This is a genomic window from Nostocoides sp. (genome assembly GCF_037045025.1).
Classification (GTDB): domain Bacteria; phylum Actinomycetota; class Actinomycetes; order Actinomycetales; family Dermatophilaceae; genus Nostocoides_A.
In genome coordinates this window covers 533777-552787 of sequence record NZ_JBAOHM010000013.1, presented here as the reverse complement: position 1 = coordinate 552787, position 19011 = coordinate 533777, and the positions used below count along the sequence as shown (strand labels likewise).

The 19011-nt window shown below is 68.6% G+C and carries 14 protein-coding genes and 2 rRNA genes; 1 reads left to right on the top strand and 15 read right to left on the bottom strand.

Going from position 1 to position 19011, the window contains the following annotated elements; translation table 11 throughout:
* The first annotated feature begins 56 nt into the window (after window positions 1-56).
* On the top strand, window positions 57-1154 hold the full coding sequence (gene cax, locus V9G19_RS18445; protein ID WP_462286867.1) for a calcium/proton exchanger: 1098 nt from the start codon (window positions 57-59) through the stop codon (window positions 1152-1154).
* Here the strand turns inward: cax and V9G19_RS18440 are convergent.
* From V9G19_RS18440 to V9G19_RS18370, 15 genes are all read right to left on the bottom strand, one after another.
* The gene (locus V9G19_RS18440) at window positions 1104-1793 is read right to left on the bottom strand and encodes an NUDIX domain-containing protein (RefSeq protein WP_462286866.1); all 690 of its coding nucleotides are present in this window, start codon (window positions 1791-1793) and stop codon (window positions 1104-1106) included. The genes cax and V9G19_RS18440 overlap by 51 nt on opposite strands.
* A complete protein-coding gene (locus tag V9G19_RS18435) occupies window positions 1790-3541 on the bottom strand; it encodes a CTP synthase (protein WP_462286865.1) in 1752 nt (583 codons plus the stop codon). The genes V9G19_RS18440 and V9G19_RS18435 overlap by 4 nt, the downstream gene beginning before the upstream one ends.
* Entirely contained in the window at window positions 3522-4649 is a 1128-nt protein-coding gene (locus V9G19_RS18430; RefSeq protein ID WP_462286864.1) for a glycosyltransferase family 4 protein, read from the bottom strand. The genes V9G19_RS18435 and V9G19_RS18430 overlap by 20 nt, the downstream gene beginning before the upstream one ends.
* A complete protein-coding gene (locus V9G19_RS18425) occupies window positions 4646-6253 on the bottom strand; it encodes a lipid II flippase MurJ (RefSeq protein WP_462286863.1) in 1608 nt (535 codons plus the stop codon). Before V9G19_RS18425 ends, V9G19_RS18430 begins: the two co-directional genes overlap by 4 nt.
* Before the next feature lie 70 nt (window positions 6254-6323).
* The gene (locus V9G19_RS18420) at window positions 6324-7235 is read right to left on the bottom strand and encodes a hypothetical protein (protein ID WP_462286862.1); all 912 of its coding nucleotides are present in this window, start codon (window positions 7233-7235) and stop codon (window positions 6324-6326) included.
* 3 nt (window positions 7236-7238) lie between these two features.
* Complete coding sequence (locus V9G19_RS18415; protein ID WP_462286861.1) at window positions 7239-8201, bottom strand: copper transporter; 963 nt, start codon at window positions 8199-8201, stop codon at window positions 7239-7241.
* Window positions 8198-9379, bottom strand: coding sequence for a putative cytokinetic ring protein SteA (gene steA / locus V9G19_RS18410; protein ID WP_462286919.1), 1182 nt, complete (start codon window positions 9377-9379; stop codon window positions 8198-8200). Before steA ends, V9G19_RS18415 begins: the two co-directional genes overlap by 4 nt.
* Before the next feature lie 26 nt (window positions 9380-9405).
* Window positions 9406-11145, bottom strand: coding sequence for a DNA repair protein RecN (gene recN / locus V9G19_RS18405; protein WP_462286860.1), 1740 nt, complete (start codon window positions 11143-11145; stop codon window positions 9406-9408).
* Window positions 11146-11148: 3 nt separating this feature from the next.
* Window positions 11149-12096 carry an NAD kinase gene (locus tag V9G19_RS18400; protein WP_462286859.1) on the bottom strand — a complete coding sequence of 316 codons (948 nt, stop codon included), beginning with the start codon at window positions 12094-12096 and terminating at the stop codon, window positions 11149-11151.
* Window positions 12097-12292: 196 nt separating this feature from the next.
* Window positions 12293-12460, bottom strand: a complete 168-nt coding sequence (locus tag V9G19_RS18395; protein WP_462286858.1) for a hypothetical protein — start codon at window positions 12458-12460, stop codon at window positions 12293-12295.
* Window positions 12460-13185: a hypothetical protein gene (locus V9G19_RS18390; RefSeq protein ID WP_462286857.1), complete on the bottom strand. Its 726-nt coding sequence runs from the start codon at window positions 13183-13185 to the stop codon at window positions 12460-12462. The genes V9G19_RS18395 and V9G19_RS18390 overlap by 1 nt, the downstream gene beginning before the upstream one ends.
* A 32-nt stretch (window positions 13186-13217) precedes the next feature.
* Window positions 13218-14222 (bottom strand): HAD-IIA family hydrolase, encoded by a 1005-nt coding sequence (locus tag V9G19_RS18385; protein ID WP_462286856.1) that lies wholly within the window; start codon window positions 14220-14222, stop codon window positions 13218-13220.
* Window positions 14219-14938, bottom strand: a complete 720-nt coding sequence (locus tag V9G19_RS18380) for a tetratricopeptide repeat protein (protein ID WP_462286855.1) — start codon at window positions 14936-14938, stop codon at window positions 14219-14221. Before V9G19_RS18380 ends, V9G19_RS18385 begins: the two co-directional genes overlap by 4 nt.
* Before the next feature lie 530 nt (window positions 14939-15468).
* A 5S ribosomal RNA gene (gene rrf / locus V9G19_RS18375) occupies window positions 15469-15585 on the bottom strand.
* A gap of 85 nt (window positions 15586-15670) precedes the next feature.
* Window positions 15671-18765: ribosomal RNA gene (locus V9G19_RS18370) — 23S ribosomal RNA — on the bottom strand.
* Window positions 18766-19011 lie beyond the last annotated feature (246 nt).

The window sequence follows — 19011 nt, the reverse complement described above, 5'->3', positions numbered from 1 at the left end:
CACAACCGCGGCTGGCGAGCGCGCCACGCCGCGGCCGCGGTGGCAGGATGCACCACGTGAGCCACCCCGCCGCCTCGGCCATCTCCGAGTCCACCTTCATCCGCTCGGACCGCGTGGTCCTCATCGGCGGCCTCGCGGCGGTGATCCTCGCGGCGCTGACGCGTTATGTCGATACCGGGGACATTCTCCCGTTCCTCTGCTCCGCCGTGGCCGTGACCTTGCTCGCGTCCCTCGTCGGGCGCAGCGTCGAGCAGCTCGGGGACCGCTTTGGACCTGGAGCCACCGGGGTCTTGCAGTCGGCGCTGGGCAATCTGCCGGAACTGTTCATCGCCCTCTTCGCGCTCAAAGCCGGCTTGGTCGCCGTCGTCCAGGCCGCGCTCATCGGGTCGATTCTGGCCAACCTGCTGCTCGTGCTCGGTCTGTGTTTCCTGGTCGGCGGGCTCAAGCACGGCGCGCAGAATCTCGACACCGACCGGGCCCGCAGTATCACCGTGCTCATGGTGCTTTCCGTGGCCGCCATGGTGATCCCGTCCATCGCCCACTACGTCCACACCCCGGTCTCCGAACACGAAAAGACGTTCTCGCTGATCGCTTCGGTCGTCTTGCTCATCGTTTTCCTTGTGACGTTGCCCGCGTCACTGCGTCGCGGCGCTGGTGATCAGGCCGAGGAAGCTCTCGAGCAGGAAGCACCCCGGTGGCCCCTGTGGCTCGCCGTCGGCCTGTTGGCGCTCGCGGCGGTGCTGGCGGCCTTTGTCTCCGACTGGTTCGTTCACGCGCTGGAGCCGGCGATGGCCTCGCTTGGGATTTCCGAGGCCTTCGCCGGTCTCGTCGTCGTCGCGATCGCCGGCAATGCCATCGAGAATGTCGTCGGGATCCAGCTCGCCGCCGCCAACCGTTCCGAATATGCCTTCTCGGTGGTGATCAACTCCCCCATGCAGATCGCGCTCGTTCTCGCGCCGCTGCTGGTGATCCTCTCGCAGACCTTCGGTTTTGCCTCGTTGACCCTGGTCTTCTCGCCCATGCTGGTGATCTCAGTGGTCGTGGCGGTGATCATCACCGCGTTTATCACCTTCGATGGCGAGTCGACGTGGGCCGAGGGAGCCTCACTCTTGGCGCTGTATGCCGTGATCGCCGCCTCGTTCTGGTGGGGCTGATCGTGGAGCTGGCCGGTGCAGCCGCTCCCATTGCGGCCACGCCGAATCCGCAGGCCGCAGCCCGGCCCAGCCGCGGGAACGGAACGCCTGGGCGGACAGGATCGCGATAACCGTATGCGGATTGTGCAGCCGCCCGGAGAGCACCGCCTCGAGTGCTTCGTCGAGGGGGACGAAACACAACGACATACCGTGCTCCTCGCCGGATCGGGTATGCCGCTCGGCGGGCGGGATCTCGCTCAGTCCGCGCGCCACATAGATCCGGATCGCCTCGTCGGTGAAGCCCGGTGAGGTGACATAGTCGAGGAGGACCGCCCAGGACTCGGCGGCCAGGTCGGCCTCCTCGGCCAACTCCCGGGCCGCGGTGACCAACGGGTCTTCTCCGTCAAGGTCGAGCAGGCCGGCCGGGATCTCCCACTCGCGCACTCCGACCGGGTGCCGGTATTGCTGGACGAGCGCGATCCGGTCCTGCTCGTCGAGCGCAAGCACGGCCACCGCTCCGGGGTGCTCGACCAGGTCGCGCTGCACGTGACCGGCGACGCCGAGGTCGACCAGATCGCGGCGCACATCCCAGACCAGCCCGTGATAGACGGTCTCGGACGCGAGTACCGGCTGCGGGTCGACCTCGTCGGCGAGGCTCACGCGTCCGCCTCGGCGGCGACCGACTCGGCCCGCGGCGGGTCGACCTCGACTAGGCGCATCGCCCGCTGGCGATCCATCGCGGCGCCGATCAGGCCGGCGAACAGCGGATGGGCGCGGTGCGGACGGGACTTGAACTCGGGGTGCGCCTGCGTGCCGACATAGTAGGGATGCACTTCGGCCGGCAGTTCGACGAACTCGACGAGGGTGCCGTCCGGGGAGGTGCCGCTGAAGACCAGCCCGGCGTCGGCGATTTGGTCGCGGTAGTTGTTGTTCACCTCGTAGCGGTGCCGGTGGCGCTCCTCGACGAACGCTGCGCCATACGCAGCGGCGACGATCGAGCCTTCCAGGAGCTTGGCGGCATACGAGCCGAGGCGCATCGTGCCGCCGAGGTCCCCGGCCCCGTCGACGAACGCTCGCTGCTCGGCCATGGTCGCGATGACCGGTGCGGGCGTGTCCGGGTCGAACTCACTGGAGGAGGCGCCGTCGATTCCGGCGACGTGGCGGGCGTATTCGATGACCATGCACTGCAACCCGAGGCACAACCCGAGCGTCGGGACGCCCCGCTCGCGGGCCCAGCGCAGCGCGCCCACCTTGCCCTCGATGCCTCGGACCCCGAAGCCGCCGGGGACGACGACCGCGTCGACGCCGGCCAGCTCGCGCGCGGCGCCCGCCTCGCTCTCGCAGCAATCCGAGGGAACCCACCGGATGTGGACCTTGGCGTCATGGGCAAAGCCGCCGGCGCGCAGCGCCTCGGTGACCGACAGATAGGCGTCGGGCAGGTCGACATACTTGCCGACGAGCGCAACCTCGACCTCGTGCGCCGGCCGGTGGACGCGGCGCAACAGCTCGTCCCACTCGGTCCAGGCGACGTCGCGGAAGTTCAGGCCGAGCCGGCGGATCACGTAGGCGTCCAGGCCCTCGCGGTGCAGCACCTTGGGGATGTCGTAGATCGACGGCGCGTCGACGCAGGCGGCCACGGCGTCCAGGTCGACATCGCACATCAGCGAGATCTTCTTTTTGATCGACTCGGGGATCTCGCGATCGGCCCGCAGCACAAGCGCATCGGGCTGCAGACCCACCTGGCGCATCGCCGCGACCGAGTGCTGGGTCGGTTTGGTCTTCAGCTCCCCGCTCGGGGCCAGATAGGGAACGAGCGAGACGTGCAGGAACATCGAGTTCTCCCGGCCCAGGTCGTGGCGCACCTGCCGGGCGGCCTCGAGGAAGGGCAGCGATTCGATGTCGCCGACGGTGCCGCCGATCTCGGTGATGATAACGTCGGGCGCGTCCTGATCGGCCACTCCGGGGGAGCCGGCGGCCTGGGCGCGCATCCGGCGCTTGATCTCGTTGGTGATGTGCGGGATCACCTGGACGGTTTCGCCGAGGTATTCGCCGCGGCGCTCCTTGGCGATGACTTCCGAATAGACCTGTCCGGTGGTGACATTGGCGTTGCCGGCGAGGTTGACGTCGAGGAAGCGTTCGTAGTGTCCGATGTCGAGATCGGTCTCGGCGCCGTCCTCGGTGACGAACACTTCCCCGTGTTGGAAGGGGTTCATCGTGCCCGGGTCGACGTTGAGATAGGGATCGAGCTTTTGCATCGTCACCCGCAACCCCCGGGCCCGCAGCAGGTTGCCGAGGCTGGAGGCCGTCAGGCCCTTGCCGAGTGAGGAGGCGACGCCCCCGGTAACGAAGATGTGTTTCGTCGCAGCCGCCACGGGCTTCAACTGTACGTCACGCGAGGAGCTCCGCATAAGCTGCGAGCCACCGGCGTGCCGCCTGCCGTCCGTCTGGCCAGCGCGCAGCGAGCGCCCGCCCGCGGTGGGCTTGCCCGGCGGCCGCGCGGGGGTCGGCGAGGAGGCCGGCGACGGCGACGACCACGGCATGGGGATCGCCCGGGGGCACGAGCGTGCCGACGTCACCAAGCAGATCGGGTATGCCGCCCACCGCGCTCGCGACCACCGGCGTCCCGGCGGCCATCGCCTCCTGGACGACCAGCGCCCTGGCCTCCCACCGACTGGTCAGGACGAACATGTCGGCGGCCAGCAGCAATCGCGCCGGGTTCGCGACGGCGCCCAGGAAGCGCACCGGTGCGCCCTGCTCGTGTGCCTGCTCGCGCGCCCGGGCGAGCAGCGGGGCATCACCCGCTCCGGCGACGACCCACGCGACCTCGGGCAGCAACGCCGACGCCGCGATCAGCGTCCCCAGGTCCTTTTGGGGTGCGACCCGCGAGATCGTCGCCGCGAGCGGGGCTCCCGGCGCCAGGCCAAGCTCGGCTCGTATGCCGCGGCGCGCCTCCTCCCGCTGTTTGGTCCCCGCCGCCAGGAGTTCCGGCACGCGCGGGGAAGGGACCTCGGCGAGCTGCGCTCGGCGTGCTCCGGAGTCCCGGGCCCACGCCACCAGGTCGCTGCTGGCACCGGTCACCAGATCGGCCGATCGGACGGCCGCAGCGCTGGCCCGCGCGATTGCCCGGGCAGCGGCGGTGGTCAGCGGAGGCAGCTCGTTGTGCAGGCTGATCACCAGCGCCGGCTGCCCACGGCGACGCCCAGCCGGCGCCAGAGTCGCCCGGAGCGCCGCGGCGAGCACACCGGCCTGGTGGCCGTGGGCGTGGACAATGTCGGTGCTGGCGCACCAGTGGCGCAGCGCGCTCAACCGGTGCGCGCTGGCGGCGACGCCAGCGGCGCCGGGCCACAGCCGCCTGGCCTCGGCCCAGCCGAAGGCGGCCGCGGTCGAGTCGTCCGTGGCGACCTCCACCCGCGCACCAAGGCCGCTTAGCTGATGCCGCAAGTCGGCGACGTGAGTGCCGATCCCGCCGGCGGAGCGGCCGAGGAGCAGCAGGACGCGCAGGGAGGGCTCGGTCACCGCGCTGCCCTCGGGTCGCCGGCTCCCCCAAACACCCCAGGCGTGGCGGGGACGACTGCCGCCAGCGCGGGCACCGCCGCACCGAGGCCGGCGAGGGCGCCGTGGAGCAGGTTGGGCAGCAACGCATCGTCGGGCACCGCCCAGAGCTGGGGCAGGCCCCAGCGGAGCAGCGCGACACCCGCCGCGCCGCCGGCCAGCGCCGCACCGAGCGTCCGGGGCACGCCGGCGAGCGCCGACGGACCCCACGCTGCGCGCACGAGCGCGGCCAGTGCGGCCGCGGCCCCCGTCATCCCGACCGACATGGCGAGACCGAGGGCGATCATCGTGCCGCGGACCTCGCTGCGACCCGCCGTGAGCACAACCGGGAGCCCGGCGGCGATCAGCCAGCCGCCGGCGGCGACCCCGGCGGCCAGCCGGGCGGGTCCGCGGGCATAGAGGGCACGGGTGAGCAGCGCCAGCAGCGCGAACCCGACCAGCGCCGGCGCCATAGCGCTCAGCGCGGCCGGCACGGCGGCGAGCGCGCCGCCGCGGGCGGTGCCTCGGGTGCGGTCGAGGGCTGCGAAAAAGCCACCGACGTCCGGTGCCGCCGCGATCAGCGCGGCCGCGCCGGCCACCGACACGACCCCCACGGAGCGCAGCGTCCGAGCCAGGACGGCCGTCGCGGGCTCGCGATCCGAATCCGCGACACCCGCGGCGAGCACCGGGAAGGCTGCGGTGGCGAGCGGGACGGCGAGCACGGCATACGGGAGGAGATAGACGGCTTGGGCGTATTGGTAGGCGATGAGGACGCCCGCGCCGCCGCGATGGTTGCTCAGCCAGATCACGCTGAGCACCGCCAGCTGCTGGGCGAGCAGGGCGATCAGCCCCGCCCCGGCGAGATCGAGCGCCCGGCGGGCGACCCCGTCGGGGAAGCGCAGCCGCGGGTGGAGGGACACCCCGGTCGCACGCAGGGACGGCAGGAGGGTCGCCACGAGGGCGAGGACCCCGAGGGTCGTGCCGACGGCGAGGACGAGCAGCGCCGCCCGGCTCGGCCTAGACGGGTCGGGGGTGAGCAGCCCATACAAGACATAGGTGGCGATCACGACGCCGCTGGAAACCAGGGGTGCGGCGGCCGCCGCGGCGAACCTCTGATAGGCTTGGAGCACCCCGGTCAACACGATGCCGACGCCATAGAGCACGATCTGAGGGGCAAAAATCGCCAGCAGGAACGCCCCGCGGGAGACGGCATCCGCACCGAGAGTCGGGTCGTCCAGCAAGGCCGCGGCGATCGGCCGAGCGGCAACGAGCACAACGGCGGCGACCGGCACGAGGAGGACGAGCACCCAGCCGAGCAGGGCGCACGTAATGGCGTCGACGCCGGACCGGTCCGCGGCGGCGACGCGGGCGGCCAGCAGCGGAACGGTCGCGGCCGCGAGCACTCCGCCCGCGGCCACCTCGAAGATCACATTGGGGACGGTGTTGGTGCTCTGATAGATCGAGCCGACGGTCGTGGCCCCGACGGTGGCGGCGAAGACGATCGTGCGGGCGAATCCCGCGACCCGGGCGGCGGCGGTGATCAGGGCGATCGTGCGGGCATTGCCGGCCACACCGGGCCCGAGGCTCATCGGTCCCATCAGGTGGCCTGGCGAAGTATCTGGCGGAGCGCAGCGGGGGAAGAACTTCGTGGGGTAGCGCTCATGAACGGCCCCACGCATCCAGGTCGCGTAGGCCAGGGGTTGCCTCGATGACGGCGGTGAAGCTGACCCGCTCGGAGGCGAGGGTCAGCCCGGTGATCACCGCGAGGGCGACCAGCTGCCCCCGCGTGCCGCTCTGAGCAACCAGCGCCGTGCCGGCCAGGGCACCGGCGGGGTTGGCCCCCCCGTCGCCGAGCATCGTGCGGCCGCTCAGGTCCGCCGGCAAGAGCGCCAAGCTCGCGCCGAGGAGGAGCGCCCCGGGCAGGGCGCGATCCTCCCGTATGCCGAGAACTCCCGCCGCGAGCAGGCACGCCTTGAGCGCGCGGCCGGGTCGCAGATCGAGCAGGTTGGCGAGATTGGCGCTGCCGGCGATGACCGCACCTTCGAGCGCGACGTGGGCGGCGCGGCACCTGGGTGCCGCCGGAGCGCGGGAGCCGCTCGCCGCGGGCCGGTCGAGGGGAGCGGACCAGTTTAGGGGAGCGGACCGGCGCACACGGTACAGCCGGTCGGCTGCGAGCGCGCCGCTGGCACCCAGGACGAGGATCTTGACGACCCCCGTGGTCAGCTCGCCGTGGGCCAGCGCGCGCAGGTGTCCACGCAGACCCTTGCTGCGTGACCGATCGCCGGCGAGGTCGTCCACAAGGCCGGCCGCGCCCGGGCCGAGGCTGGCGACCAGCGCTGTCTGCGCCGGCCGCGGATCGGTGCCTGCTGCCAGGCTCGCCAACGCGCCGGCAGCGGTGGCGATGATCAGGGCGGGCCCCTCGAGCAGGCTGACTTGTCGTCCGGCGTGGTTGGTTCGCTGCCAGCGGGCAGCTCCACCGGGTGGCCGGGCACCCAACGTCCGCGAAGCCGCGAGCGCCAGACCCCAGGCGCCGGCTGCTGCCGCGGCATACGCGCGCGGGGTGAGCCTCACCCCTTACCCACCCGCTGGGTAGGGGCGCGTGGCGCCGGTGAGCATGCCGTATTGCCCCACCCCTTCGGCGAGTTGCTCGACGAGCGCATCGACGATGCTCACCTGGCCGATCGTGCTGGCCGCATCGTCCACGGTCGACACGCCGCGGCGCAAGGTCGCATCGCTGCGCGTGGAGGCCAGCGGCGAGACCACCTGGGTGTCCCTGCTCGACAGGTCGGCGCCGAGAACGGTCCCGTCGCTGGCGGCGTCGATGGCGGCCACGGTCCGCGCGTATCCCTCGACGAGCGCGGAGTTGTCGTCGCTGACCGCCAACGCCGGACCGCTGATGACGACCGCGGCGTCCGCGATGATCTCCGGAAGTTGCCCGCTGACCAGGTCGGCCTCCTGCAACCGGTTCCACGCCGTCGCGCGCGCCGTTGCCGTCGGCGGGACCGGGTCGGCCTGACCCCCTCCCGTCGCGGTGGCCTGCGTCAGCAGATGCGCCAGCGCGGCGTCCAGCGGCGTCGTCCCGTCGTCGGGCGCGGCGACGCCGAGATCGCGCAGCGCCTGCGCGCCCGCTTCGGCGCGAGTGGAGGCGGCAGCCTGGCCGGGATCGGCATACGCGGCGGTGAGCCCGACCTCACCGGTGATGGTGGCCCCGGCAGCAGCCAGTGTCGCGTCGGTCGTGGAGACGAGGTTGGAGCCGGCCTGCGGCAAGGTGAGGAGCACGACCTCGGTGCCGGTCAGCTTGCCGGCGACCAGCTCAGGCAGCCGGGCCAGCTCGAACGACTCGTGGGTTGCGTTGGCCTTGGTCGCGGTGTCGAGCTGGGCGCGCAGGCCGTCCTTGTCCTTGCGCAGCTGCACGACCTGGTTGTTCAGCTGCTCGCTGATGCCGTTCTTGAGGGGCCCGGCCCCCAGGACGATCCCGACGGCCAGCGCGATCAGGACGGCCGCAAGCGACACGACGTGATAGCGGAAGTCGATCACGTGAAGACTCCCCCGATCGCGGCCCACAGGTCATCCCAGCGCGCGGCGAGCAACCTCAAGATGAGCACCCCCTGCTCGGTGGCCGACAGCGCCAGCCCGAGGACGACTAGCGGGACGAGCAGCATAGCGAGCATTGACGCGGCCGAGATCCGGGTGCGATACAGTCGCGAGACCCCCTTGGCGTCAACGAGCTTCGAGCCCACCCGTAGCCGAGTCAAGAAGGTGCTGGCCATGCCCTTGCGACCCTTGTCGAGAAACTCAACGAGGGTGGCGTGGGTGCCGACGGCCACGATGAGCGTGGCCCCCTTGTCATCGGCGAGGAGCATGGCGACATCCTCGCTGGTGCCGGTGGCCGGGAAGACGACCGGGGTGACACCGAGATCCTCGACCCGCTCGACACCGGGCGCCCGTCCGTCGCGATAGGCGTGGACGACGACCTCCGCCCCGCTGCGCAGGGCATCATCGGAGACCGAGTCCATGTCGCCGACGATCAGATCGGGCCGGTGTCCGGCCTCGATGAGCGCATCGGCTCCGCCGTCGACGCCGATCAGCACCGGCTTGAACTCGCGGATGTAGTGCCGCAGCGTTTGCAGGTCCTCCTTGTAGTGATAGCCGCGCACGACGATCAGCGCGTGCCGGCCATCGATCTCGGTGGCGATGTCCGGGACTCCGACGCCGTCGAGCAGCAGGTCCTTTTCCCGGACGAGGTATTCCATGGTGTTCTGGGCGAAGGCCTCCAACTGGGTGGATAGCCCGGCGCGTGCCTGGGCCATCTCCTCCTGGACGCTCTCGGGAGTCAGCACCATCCCCGTGGCGAGTTCGGTTCCTCCCCGCAGGATGCGTGGCCCGTCGATCTCCAGCCAGTCGTCCTCGGCCACCTGATCGAACAGCGGGGCGTCTGCGACGTCGATAAGTGGGATTCCCGCCTCGAGGAGGATCTGCGGCCCGACGTTGGGATAGCGTCCGGTGATCGACCGGCCGGCGTTGACGACGGCGCTGGGTCGGCGGGCCACCAGCGCCTCGGCGCTGACCCGGTCGATGTCGTCGTGGTCGATGATCGCCACCTCACCGGGCCGCAACCGCTTGGTGAGGTTCTTGGTCCGCCGGTCGATGCGTGCCCGCCCGGTCGCCCCCGGCGGGGGCGGCTGCGGTGAGCGGCGCACCAACGACATGACCATCCTCGACATCGTCCCATGCTCGTTCGTCAACCGCGTCCCGATATCGACGCGGCGCGCCTGCGCAACTCGGCCGCGTGCTTGCGCGCGGCCGGCGTGTCGGCCCCGGCCATCATCCGGGCCAGTTCGGCGTCGATCTCGTTGCTGCGCAGCGCCCGGATGCCGCTGGCCGTCACCTGCCCGGAACTCTCCTTGGTGACCACGAGGTGCCGGTCGGCAAAGGCGGCAACTTGCGGCAAGTGGGTGACGACAATCACCTGCGCCGCGTCGGCGAGGCGGGCCAGACGGGCACCGACGTCGATCGCCGCCTTGCCGCCGACGCCGGCGTCGACCTCGTCGAAGACATAGGTCGGCACCGCGGCGACGCGCGCCCCGAGCGCCACCTCGACGGCGAGCATGACGCGCGAGAGCTCGCCGCCGGAGGCCGAGCGGGTGATCGGGCGCTGCGGCAGGTCGGGCGCCGAACGGAAGCCGAACTCGACGTCGTCGCAGCCGCTGGCCGTGACCCGGACCGGCGCCGTGTCTCCCGGTCGGAGGAGCCCGTCGGGGTCCGGGGTGGATGTCACCGACACCGTGACGGTGGCGGCCCCCATGGCCAGGTGGGTCAGCTCAGCGGTCACGGCATCCCCAAGTGCTGCGGCGGCAGCGACGCGGGCCCGGCTCAGCTCGCTGGCATGGCCGGCGACCTGCTCGCGCAGCGCACGCTCCTCCTCGCGGGCGAGAACCAATTGGTCGGCGGCGGTGTCGACCTCGAGCAACCGCGCGCTGGCGGTGGCGAGCCACTCCAAGCTGGCCGAGACATCACCGCCGAAGTCCCGTGTGATGGAGCGCAGCTGCGCTCGACGTTCCTGCACGGCGGCGAGCCGCTCCCCGTCGAGGTCGATCCCGCCCGCATAGCGCACCAGATCGCTGCCCAACTCCGAGACCTGGCCGGCAACCTCGGCCAGCCGCTCGAGCAGTTCGGTGAGCGCGTGGTCGTGCTGCTCCTCGGGGGTGAGGGCAGCGCGCGCGGCGGCGATCAGGTCGGCCGCGCACGGCTGGTCGCCGGCGTCGTCGCCGGTCAGGGCCCAGGCGGCCGCCAGGGCGGCGCTGCGCAGCCCCTCGGCGTGCGCGAGCCGCTCGTTCTCGGCGCGCAAGGCGAGGTCTTCTCCCGGTTTGGGGTCGATCTTCTCGATGCGCTCGACCCCGGCGCGCAGCGCCGCCAGGTCGGCGGCCTTGGCGCGAGCGAGTTCCTCAAGATGGTGACAGGCGGCGACGGCGGCCCGCCAGGCTGAATGGCTCTCCTGGAACCGGGCCAGCGGACAGGTCACCTCCTCACCGGCGAAGGCATCGAGCAGACCGCGCTGCTCCTCGGCCGAGCGCAGCCGCCACTGGTCGCTTTGCCCGTGGACGACGACGAGGTCCTCGGCGAGTTCGGCGAGGACCCCAGCCGGGACGGTCCGGCCCCCAGCGACAGCGCGGGAGCGTCCCTGGGCGCCGACGATGCGGGCGAGGATCAGGCCGTCGGCGGTGTCCGCGCCGGCCGCCTCGGCGCGGGCGAGCGCCGGATGCCCGGCCGCCGCGTCGATGACCCCATCGACGCTGGCCGCATCGGCTCCGGCGCGAACCAGCCCGGGATCGGCGCGGGCTCCGAAGAGCAGGCCCAGGCCCTGGACAACCATGGTCTTGCCCGCCCCGGTCTCCCCGGTCACGACGTTGAGGCCGGGGCCGAACTCGACGACCGCGTCCTCGATCACTCCCAGGGAGCGGATGCGCAGCTCACGCAGCATCGATCACGACCTCGTGGACGCCGTGCTCGGTCCGTGACCGCCGCGCATCCGCGCCGCCCCTCGCCATCCGTGGACCGAGAGGTCGAACTTCTCGACGAGCCGGTCGGTGAACGGCTCGCGGCTGAGCCGCGCCAGAAGCACCGGCAGGCCCGAGCGGCAGACCTCGATCCGGGCGCCGGGGGGCAGGTCGAGGGCTCGCCGGCCGTCGCACCACAAGACGCCAGAGCCTTCGGCGTCGGCGACGATGTCGACCGCCAGATGCGAGTCCGGGCCGACCACGACGGGACGGGCGAAGAGGGCGTGCGCGCTGATCGGCACGAGCAGGATCGCCGACAGGTCGGGCCAGACGATCGGCCCGCCCGCCGAGAAGGCATAGGCCGTCGACCCCGTGGGCGTGGCCATGACGACACCATCGCAGCCCCACGTCGACAACGGCCGGCCGTCGACCTCGACGGTCAGCTCGAGCATCCGCTCCCGGGCGGCCTTCTCGACCGTCGCCTCGTTGAGCGCCCATGTGGAGGACAATTGCCGGCCGTCGACAAAGCTGGTGACCGCCAACGTCATTCGCTCGGAGACGGTGTAGTCGCGGTCGAGGATGCGCTCGACAGTGGCCGGCGTGTCTTCCTGCTCGACCTCGGCAAGGAAGCCGACGTGGCCGAGGTTGATGCCGAGGAGGGGCACGCCGGAGCCGCGGGAGAGCTCGGCACCGCGCAAGATCGTGCCATCGCCGCCGAGGACGAGGACAAGCTCGCAGTCGCGGGCGGGGTCCTGCGGGTCAGCTCGGTCCACGCCGGACGTGAGGGGCGCGCCGAAGGTCTCCACCGACAGCTCGTCGACGACGACCTCGACGCCGGCGCCGGTGAGCTGAGCCATCACTTCCTGGGCCAACTCGCTGGCCTCTCGGCGCCGCGGGTGCAGCACGAGCAGCACGCGCCGCGAGCGAGCGGTCATGAGGTCTCCTCGGTGTCAAGGGTGCGTGCCTGCTCCCCCAGAGCCTGCCACGGAACGCCGACAGGGGCGCCGGCGGGGGCGCCCCTGTCGGCCCGGATCAGCCAAGATCAGGCACTCGACAGTGCCCCGTCCTCCCGCGACGGGCGAGCGGATCAGGCCACGCCTGACCGGCTCGTTGTCCAGACGGGTCATCGGCTCACCCGTCGAGGTCGCGCAGCCGCTCCCCCAACGTCCGGTGGAGCGTCTCCGCCGCGCCGAGAACGGCGTCGGAGTCGTCGGCCGTGCTGGCGAGCAGGGTCGCCAAGGCGGCCTCGACCGCCGGATCGCCGGCAGGGGGCTCCACCATGGCCGGGGACTCGCTCATCAGCTCTGCCCGCTCGCCGGTGTGGGCCCGCTCGCCCGTGTAGGCGCGCCCACCGGCTCGTCGGCAGCCGCGGCCGCGCGCTTGCGCGGCGACCTTGCCGTGGTCTTCGTGGAGCTGGGCTGGTGGGTAGCGCTCTGTGTCTTGGTGGTCGATCTCCTCCGCGTGCCAGTCGGCTGCTGCGTGGACGTTCGCTTCTTGGTGGCCGTTCGCCGCCGTGGTGCGGCACCGCCATCGGCGGAGGTGCTCAGCGTGGGGTCGGTGTCGGCCGACACCGGCGCGGGCGCGCGGTCGGTGGCGGCGCTCGCGCGTTGGCGGATGGCGGCGCGTGACGGCCGCGGCCGCGCCGGCACCGATCCCGCGTCGTCGCCCGGCCCGGCCGAGCGGGTTGCCCCGGGCGAGCCGTCGGCACTTGGGACGCGGGCGGCGGTGTCGTCTCGGGCGCGGGCGGGGGTGTCGTCCGGGAGCGTCGTGGGCAGCTCGGTAACATTCGACCGAGCACGGTCTCGCAGGATGGCAGCCGTAGCCGCGAGATCACCCAGTTCGGCGGGTCGCCAGGACGGCTGCGCCGCGCCCGCTCCGTATCCGTCAAGCATGCCGGGCGGTGCCGCATCGTCCTCGGCAAGGGCCTCGTTGACCAGTCGCACGGCCTCCAGCGACCGGGTGAGCAGGAACTCGGCAAGTCCGAGTGCGCTCGAGACGCCCTGGCGGACCACTTTGTCGATCACGGTCTTTCCTCTCGCGTGGTTGCCCTCGCAGGTTAACTGGCGCCCGGCAACTGACTGGCCAAGGCGCGCAGCCGGTCCTCCCCGGCGCCGTGATCGGCCGCCGCCCAAATGGCGGCGATCCCCGCACGCACCGCCTCGATCGGGGGCGATTCGGGGCTCGCGTCGACCCGCAACTGGGCACCGTCGACCCGGATCCTCGTTCCCGCACAGCGGAAGCCGTCGTCAGTTGGCAGCGGCTCGGCATACGGGAGCGCAAGATCGCGCAGATCGCCGAGCACATAACGCGGGCGCTGCTCCGGGGGTGCGAGCGCGGCATCGGTGGCCCGGTGGACGCCGGTCAGAACCAAGGCGGAATCCATCCCGGCGGTGACGGCGCCGGCGATGTCGGTCTCCAATCGATCGCCGATGGCGAGCACCCGCTCGAGGGGTTGATCGAGCACACGGGCGCTCATCAGATAGAGAGGCGGGTGTGGCTTTCCGGTGACCCGGGGCCTGGCTCCGGCAGCCGCCGCGACCGCGGCGACGAGCGCCCCATTGCCCGGTGCGATGCCGCGGTCGGTCGGCAGCGTTAGGTCGTCATTCGTGGCGACCCAGCGCGCTCCGCGCTGGATTGCGTATGCCGCTTGGGCCAAGTCCCCAGCCGTGACCGTGGTCCCGTAGCCCTGCAGCACTGCGGCAACCGGCTGATCGCTGTCGAAGACCGAGTGCAAGCCGGCGCCGGTGAGTGCGGCAGCCACTCCGGGGCCGCCGATCGCGAGCACGGTGGCGCCCGCGGCAAGCTCGCAGGCCAGGACGTCCGCCGCGGCCATCGAGCTGTTGACGACCCACTGGGGACCGGTATGCAGGCCGAGACCGACCAGGTGGTCGGCGACCTCCTGCGGTGTCCGCGAGGCGTTGTTGGTGGCATAGACGACCGCGGCCGGCAGGTTGTTCAAGGCTGCGACCGCGTGCGGCACCGCTGTGGGTCCGCGGTAGACGACACCGTCGAGATCACACACGAATCCCCGATAGCGTTCCTGGAGAGCAGTGTCCGTCATTGTTCCGACTCCCCCACGCCCGTCTGCGGTCCCAAGTCCACGTGATCAGCAAGGCTTTCGTCGCACGCGTCGTCGAACGCTACGCCATCGAGCAGGTCAAGGCGCTCGGCGGCATCGGTGCTCACCTCGGTGTCGGCATCGACCGCCGCGGCGAACCACCGCCGCGCCTCGACCTCTTCGCCGCGGGCGAGCAGCGCATCGGCATACGCGTAATAGGCCCGCGCCGACCACGGCCGCACTGGCCCGGAGACGAATGGCTCCAAACCAACGACGGCAGCGTCAAGCTGGCCGAGGTCGCGTCGGACACCGGAGACGACCATGGCGAGTTCGGCCCGCTCGGGCGCGGGGAGTTCTGCCGCCTCGGCGCTCACCGCCAACTCCAGCGCCCGATCTAGACGGCCGAGACCACGCTCACAGTCCACCATCAGGGGCAGCAGGTGGGCCGAGCCGCTGAGCCGCCGCACCGTGCGGAACTCAGCGAGGGCACGAGCGAACTCACCTTGCCGATAGGCAACCATGCCGAGGGCTTCCCGGGCAGCCGGGACGCGTCCGGCACGACGAACCGCGGTCTCCGCATGGGCGAGGGCCCCGTCGACGTCCTCCTCCGCCAGGCGGATCGCCACCATCACCAAGTGCTGGGCCACGCCTTCGGCGTTTTCCTTCGACAACGTCCGCAGTTGTGTCCACACCTCCCGGTCAAGTTCCCTCCCGGTCACGCCGTCATCGATTGCGGGCTCGGGCAGGCGACCCTTTGTCGGCACCAAGCGCGGGCCGAAGCTGCGGGCACCTGCGGGACTGCGCTCACCCCGACCGGCGCCCCCTCGGGAACCATCGTGTCGCTCGCCGTCACTAGACCGGCCAAGACCAGTGCGACCCCCCGGAGACGCACTGCCACGCTGTCCGCCGCCCGTTCGCTGCCGCCTGTCGGACGGCTCCCCGCTGCCGGACCGCTGCCCGCTGCCGGACCGCTGGCCGCCGCCGGACCGCTGGTCACGACCCGGGCCTTGTTTACGGCTGAAGCGCGACCTGCCCCCGCGGCTCGGCCCCGATCCTCCGCTTCGCCTTTCCGAACGGCGCCCGTCCTCGCCCTGCGAGCCGCGCTCCTCGTTGTCGCTCACGCTTGATCCTTCCTCCCGCTTCCCGCCAACGCTCTTGTCGACCCTCCGGCTGCCGTGTGGCCCAAGACTATCTGTGGAAAAAGCAAAACGCCCTCAACCGTCTCCGGGAGGGCGTCTTTGCAAAGTATGTCCGGCTGCGTCCTACTCTCCCACACCGTCACCAGTGCAGTACCATCGGCGCTGAAGGGCTTAGCTTCCGGGTTCGGAATGGAGCCGGGCGTTTCCCCTTCGCTATGACAGCCGAAACTCTATGGAGATATCTGGTTCCCGACCGTATCTCGGGAACTGCACAGTGGACGCGAGCAAAATCTTTGACACTTTTACAATGTGTTGGTCAAGTTATCGGCTTATTAGTACCAGTCAGCTACATGCATTGCTGCACTTCCACGTCTGGCCTATCAACCCAGTCGTCTACTGGGAGCCTCTCGGGCAAAGCCCATGGAAACCTAATCTTGAAGCGTGCTTCCCGCTTAGATGCTTTCAGCGGTTATCACTTCCGAACGTAGCCAATCAGCAGTGCTCTTGGCAGAACAACTGACACACCAGAGGTTCGTCCATCCCGGTCCTCTCGTACTAGGGACAGCCCTTCTCAAGTTTCCTACGCGCACAGCGGATAGGGACCGAACTGTCTCACGACGTTCTAAACCCAGCTCGCGTACCGCTTTAATGGGCGAACAGCCCAACCCTTGGGAGCGACTCCACCCCCAGGATGCGACGAGCCGACATCGAGGTGCCAAACCATGCCGTCGATATGGACTCTTGGGCAAGATCAGCCTGTTATCCCCGGGGTACCTTTTATCCGTTGAGCGACGGCGCTTCCACAAGCCACCGTCGGGTCACTAGTTCCGACTTTCGTCCCTGCTCGACCTGTCAGTCTCGCAGTCAAGCTCCCTTGTGCACTTACACTCAAAATCTGATTGCCAACCAGACTGAGGGAACCTTTGAGCGCCTCCGTTACATTTTAGGAGGCAACCGCCCCAGTTAAACTACCCACCAGGCACTGTCCCTGATCCGGATCACGGACCGAGGTTAGATATCCAGAACGACCAGAGTGGTATTTCAACGTTGACTCCACACACACTGGCGTGCATGCTTCACAGTCTCCCACCTATCCTACACAAGCCGTACCGAACACCAATACCAAGCTATAGTAAAGGTCCCGGGGTCTTTCCGTCCTGCTGCGCGTAACGAGCATCTTTACTCGTAATGCAATTTCGCCGAGTTCGCAGTTGAGACAGTGGAGAAATCGTTACGCCATTCGTGCAGGTCGGAACTTACCCGACAAGGAATTTCGCTACCTTAGGATGGTTATAGTTACCACCGCCGTTTACTGGGGCTTAAATTCTGAGCTTCGCCTTGCGGCTAACCCGTCCTCTTAACCTTCCAGCACCGGGCAGGCGTCAGTCCGTATACATCGTTTTGCAACTTCGCACGGACCTGTGTTTTTAGTAAACAGTCGCTTCTCCCTGGTCTCTGCGGCCCATCATCCTAGTCCGAAAGGACTTCAGAATCCGGGCCCCCCTTCTCCCGAAGTTACGGGGGCATTTTGCCGAATTCCTTAACTACGATTCACTCGATCGCCTTGGTATTCTCTACCTAACCACCTGAGTCGGTTTGGGGTACGGGCGGCTAGAACCTCGCTAGAGGATTTTCTCGGCAGCATAGGATCACCCTGCTTCCCGCATTCGCGGTCACTATCAGGTCTCAGGATATGTGTGAGGCGGATTTGCCTACCTCACTCCCTACACCCTTGGACGTGGACAACCATCGCCACGCGGAGGCTACCTTCCTGCGTCTCCCCATTGCTTGACTACTACTAGGTAGGGTCGCGCGCTCCACCAACGTCACTCCGAAGAGATCAGCGGGCTTCGGGCGCTTAGCATCACTAGATTCATCAGGGGCGGTTCTTCGCCGGTTCCGGAATATCAACCGGATGCCCATCGACTACGCCTGTCGGCCTCGCCTTAGGTCCCGACTTACCCAGGGCAGATTAGCTTGACCCTGGAACCCTTGGTTATTCGGCGGACGGGTTTCTCACCCGTCTTTCGCTACTCATGCCTGCATTCTCACTCGTGTGGCGTCCACGGCTGGATCACTCCGCCGCTTCACTCGCCACACGACGCTCCCCTACCCATCAACACGCTTGGACATTGCTGCCAGGCAGTGTGTCAATGCCACAGCTTCGGCGGTGTGCTTGAGCCCCGCTACATTGTCGGCGCGGAATCACTTGACCAGTGAGCTATTACGCACTCTTTAAAGGGTGGCTGCTTCTAAGCCAACCTCCTGGTTGTCAATGCAACTCCACATCCTTTCCCACTTAGCACACGCTTAGGGGCCTTAGCTGGTGGTCTGGGCTGTTTCCCTCTCGACTACGGAGCTTATCCCCCGCAGTCTCACTGCCACGCTATCACTTACCGGCATTCGGAGTTTGGCTAACGTCAGTAACCTGGTGAGGCCCATCGGCTATCCAGTAGCTCTACCTCCGGTAAGAAACACGTGACGCTGCACCTAAATGCATTTCGGGGAGAACCAGCTATCACGGAGTTTGATTGGCCTTTCACCCCTACCCACAGCTCATCCCCTCAGTTTTCAACCTAAGTGGGTTCGGTCCTCCACGACGTCTTACCGTCGCTTCAACCTGGCCATGGGTAGATCACTCCGCTTCGGGTCTAGACCCGGCGACTAAAACGCCCTATTCGGACTCGCTTTCGCTACGGCTTCCCCACACGGGTTAACCTCGCCACCGAGCACTAACTCGCAGGCTCATTCTTCAAAAGGCACGCCGTCACCCCACAAGGAGGCTCCGACGGATTGTAGGCACGCGGTTTCAGGATCTATTTCACTCCCCTCCCGGGGTACTTTTCACCTTTCCCTCACGGTACTTGTCCGCTATCGGTCACCAGGGAATATTTAGGCTTAGCGGGTGGTCCCGCCAGATTCACACGGGATTTCTCGGGCCCCGTGCTACTTGGGATATTTCTCTGAAGTTCGCGCCATTTCGTCTACGGGGGTGCCACCCTCTGTGCCGGGCCATTCAATGCCCTTCGACTATGACGCGAATTTTTTACTCCATGTCAGTGAATCAGCACTGACTGAGAAGTCCCACTACCCCAAACATGCAACGCCTGATCAGCTATCACACATGTCTGGTTTGGCCTCTTCCGCTTTCGCTCGCCACTACTAACGGAATCGCGGTTGCTTTCTCTTCCTGTGGGTACTGAGATGTTTCACTTCCCCACGTTCCCTCTACTCACCCTATGTGTTCAGATGAGAGTGACTGGACTTGCCTCCAGCCGGGTTTCCCCATTCGGAAATCCTCGGATCACAGTCTGGTTATCGACTCCCCGAGGCTTATCGCAGATTCCTACGTCCTTCTTCGGTTCCTGGTGCCAAGGCATCCACCGTGTGCCCTTATAAACTTGAGCCACAAAGATGCTCGCGTCCACTGTGTAGTTCTCAAAATACGGGCGGCATCCTGATCATGATCGTGCCTATCGCAGTCGCGACGGTTCAGCGTTGATCAGGGTCCGCGTCCGATTCTCATCGGCCGTGAAGACTGGTTAGAATGCCCGAGCCCTCAGGACCCAACAGCGTGTCAGGCATCCCGCACTCATCGGCCGCGTTCCACTGTCCCTAAGGACTTGTACTTGCCAGTTCCGACGATGCGCGCG

What these genes read in the sequence shown, in the direction of transcription:
- V9G19_RS18400 (WP_462286859.1), bottom strand. Translation starts at nt 12,096, where the DNA reads ATGACCGCTCGCTCGCGGCGCGTGCTGCTCGTGCTGCACCCGCGGCGC.
- steA (WP_462286919.1), bottom strand. Translation starts at nt 9,379, where the DNA reads ATGGTCATGTCGTTGGTGCGCCGCTCACCGCAGCCGCCCCCGCCGGGG.
- V9G19_RS18425 (WP_462286863.1), bottom strand. Translation starts at nt 6,253, where the DNA reads ATGAGCCTCGGGCCCGGTGTGGCCGGCAATGCCCGCACGATCGCCCTG.
- V9G19_RS18435 (WP_462286865.1), bottom strand. Translation starts at nt 3,541, where the DNA reads ATGCGGAGCTCCTCGCGTGACGTACAGTTGAAGCCCGTGGCGGCTGCG.
- V9G19_RS18395 (WP_462286858.1), bottom strand. Translation starts at nt 12,460, where the DNA reads ATGAGCGAGTCCCCGGCCATGGTGGAGCCCCCTGCCGGCGATCCGGCG.
- V9G19_RS18385 (WP_462286856.1), bottom strand. Translation starts at nt 14,222, where the DNA reads ATGACGGACACTGCTCTCCAGGAACGCTATCGGGGATTCGTGTGTGAT.
- recN (WP_462286860.1), bottom strand. Translation starts at nt 11,145, where the DNA reads ATGCTGCGTGAGCTGCGCATCCGCTCCCTGGGAGTGATCGAGGACGCG.